The organism is Arthrobacter sp. Dra40 (assembly GCF_059091905.1).
Map to the genome: position 1 here is coordinate 1 of NZ_JBNHHB010000374.1, position 3,235 is coordinate 3,235.

Here is a 3,235-nt window from a genome sequence, read left to right on the forward strand (position 1 = left end):
GGCACCCAGGGCAGCGGCGCCGTCGTCGGGCTGCTGGTGTTCCAGCAGCAGGCGCAGCAGGGTGGACTTGCCGGCACCGTTGGGGCCGGTGATGCCGATGCGCTCGCCGGCGTTCACCTGGAGCGAGACCGGCCCGAGCGTGAAGCCGTCACGCCGGACGGTGGCCTGGTTCAGGGTGGCGACCACGGAGCTGGAACGCGGGGCGGCGCCGATGGTGAACTGCAGCTGCCACTCCTTGCGCGGTTCCTCCACCTCGTCCAGCCGCGCGATGCGGGACTCCATCTGCCGCACCTTCTGCGCCTGCTTTTCCGAGGACTCCGTGCTGGCCTTCCGGCGGATCTTGTCATTGTCCGGGTTCTTCTTCATGGCATCGCGGACGCCCTGGGAGCTCCACTCGCGCTGGGTCCGCGCCCGGGACACCAGGTCCGCCTTCTTCTCGGCGAATTCGTCGTAGGCCTCGCGGGCGTGCCGGCGCGCAACGGCACGCTCCTCCAGAAAGGCATCGTAGCCGCCGTCGTACACCGCCACCTTGTTCTGGGCCAGGTCCAGTTCCACCACCGTGGTCACGCAGCGGGCCAGGAACTCGCGGTCATGGGAGACCAGCACCACGCCGCCGCGCAGGCCCTGGACGAAGGACTCCAGCCGGGCCAGGCCGGCCAGGTCGAGGTCGTTGGTGGGCTCGTCCAGCAGGACAACGTCGAAGCGGCTCAGCAGCAGGGCCGCCAAGGCCGCGCGGGCGGCCTGGCCTCCGGAAAGCCCGGTCATCGGGGCGTCCGGGCCAACATCCAGGCCCAGTTCGGCCAGCATGGGCGCGATCCGGTCCTCGAGATCCGCGGCCCCGCTGGCCATCCAGTGGTCCAGGGCAGCGGCGTAGGCATCGTCGGCCTGCCTGGAGCCCGAGCCCAGCGCCTCGGCTGCGGCTTCCATGGCGGCGGTGGCGGCCGCGGCGCCGGTTCGGCGGTCGATGTAGGCGGCGATGGTCTCGCCGGGAATCCGTTCGTGTTCCTGCGGCAGCCAGCCGACAAAGGCGTCCGACGGCGCCGTGCTCACCGACCCCGCCAACGGTGCGTCCGCGCCGGCCAGGATCCGCAGCAGGGTGGTCTTGCCGGCACCGTTGGCGCCGACCACGCCGACGACGTCGCCCGGGGCGACTGTCAGGTTCAGGTTGGAGAAGAGGGTGCGGTGGCCGTGGCCGCCCGAGAGGTCCTTGGCCACCAGCGTTGCAGTCATGCCTACAAGTCTAAGGAGCCACCGCCGGTGTTCGGGACCGCGGGCGGTGGGGGAGCGCCGTGCGTCGGGACCGCGGGCGGTGGGGGAGCGCCGTGCGTCGGGACCGCGGGCGGGTGCGACGAGGGCGGTCGGGACAGCCATAAGTCAAAACCGCGGGCGGGTGCGACGAGGGCGGTCGGGGCCGCCAAGAGTCGAAACCGCCGTGGGGGCGATGGACGAGGCAGCGCGTGCTCCGGGCCGGCGCGGGCCAAGACGCGCGCGGAGCGCGTGAGCGCCGGCTGGCTATGCTGGAGAAGTCGCGTCGCAGCGCCTGGGGCGGACGGAGCCCGGCCGCGTGCGGCGCCCAAAGTAGATGGACAAGCGCAAAGGCGGGATGCAGATGTCAGGGATAGTGGCTGCCTACGGGGAGTTGGATGCGACAGCGGGCGAACGGATGCTGGACCGGTTGGCACACCGCGGACCGGACGGTTCGGGCTCGCGCCGGGTGGGCAAATCCTGGCTGGGCAGCCGGCAGCTGGCCATTGTCGATCCGGAACACGGGCAGCAACCCCTGGCCGGCCGCGACGGCGACACTTGGCTGGTCGGCGATGGCGAAATCTACAACTACCGCCGGATCCGGGACCAGCTGGGGAACGAGCGCTTCAGGACCCGGTCCGATCTGGAGGCCGCGCTGCAGCTGTATGAGGAACTGGGCGTTGCGGCCTTCGAAAAGCTCTGGGGCCCGTTCGCGTTGGTGATGGCAGGCGATGACGGGCAGTTTGTCGCGGCCAGGGACATGCTCGGATTGTCCCCGCTCTACTGGGCCCGCCATGACGGAATGGTGCTGTTTGCCTCCGAGATGAAGGCGTTCGACGACGAGTGGCGGCCGTTCGTGGAGCCTTTTCCGCCGGGCCATGCCTGGACGCCGGATGACGGGCTGATTGCCGGCCCCGCCTTCCCTGCGGGCGCCCCGGTGTTGCTCAAAAGCCGGCGGCCGGAGGAGAACCCGCCGCAGTGGGTCTTTGACGCCCTGCGCGATGCCTTGGTCCGTGCCGTGGAGCGGAGTCTGGAGGCCGATGTGCCGGTGGGCGTCCTGCTCTCCGGCGGGGTGGATTCCAGCATCGTCACCGCCGTGGCAGCCCGAAAGGCCGCGGAGCGCGGAACGGTGCTGAAAACATTCGCCGTCGGGCTGGAAGGCAGTGCCGATTTACTGGCCGCCCGGGTGATGGCGGCTGCTGCCGGCACGGACCACCACGAACTGGTCTACACCGCCGAGGACGCGATCGCCCTGGTACCGCAGGTGATTGCCAAGCTCGAATCCTTTGACCCCACACTGGTGCACAGCGCCGTGCCGAACTATCTGGTGTCGCGGCTGGCCGCTGAACATGTGAAGGTCGTGCTGGTGGGCGAGGGAGCGGACGAGTTATTCGCCGGCTACACGCACTACGGCCGCCATGAGACCGGCGCCGCGCTGCACGAGGAGCTGCTGGAGACGATTGAGGGCATGCCCATTGGCGGACTGCAGCGCGTGGACCGGGTGGCCGGTGCCCACGGGCTGGAACCGCGGCTGCCCTTCTTGGACCTGGACGTGGTGGAACTGGCCCTGGCGCTGCCGCCGGCGTGGAAGCTGACGGGACCGGAGCGGCCCGCCAAGTGGCTGCTGCGCAAAGCCTTCGACGGGATGGTTCCGCACGAGGTGCTCTGGCGGCCGAAGGAGCAGTTCGGCGAAGGCACCGGCATGAACGATGTGCTCCGCGAACACTTCGAAGCTTCAGTTGGCGAAGCGGAGCTGGAGCGCGAAGCCGGTGTCCTGGATCCGCCTGTGCGGACCCGCGAGGAACTGGCGTATTACCGCATTTTTGCCGCCGCGCTGCCGGGGATCGATGCACGGAAGACCGTGGGGCGTTTCGCGGAGGCCTGAGAGGGCCGGCTCCATAGTCCGAACCGGGCTGGAACCAGACGCCGGAAATGTGGGCGTAGCTGGGTTGCTTGGCTAGACGGAGGCCGGCGTTTCCTAGCTCAGTGC

The 3,235-nt window shown here is 69.7% G+C and carries 2 protein-coding genes; one reads left to right on the top strand and one right to left on the bottom strand.

Annotation, left to right across the window (positions count from 1 at the left end):
* The coding region (locus AC5RWT_RS35985) for an ATP-binding cassette domain-containing protein (RefSeq protein ID WP_494084400.1) at nucleotides 1–1,230 on the bottom strand (1,230 nt) is incomplete at its 3' end.
* A 379-nt stretch (nucleotides 1,231–1,609) separates the two neighbouring features.
* On the opposite strand from AC5RWT_RS35985, the gene asnB reads away from it, so the two are divergent.
* Nucleotides 1,610–3,130, top strand: coding sequence for an asparagine synthase (glutamine-hydrolyzing) (gene asnB, locus AC5RWT_RS35990; protein ID WP_494084401.1), 1,521 nt, complete (start codon nucleotides 1,610–1,612; stop codon nucleotides 3,128–3,130).
* The last annotated feature ends 105 nt before the right edge of the window (nucleotides 3,131–3,235 follow it).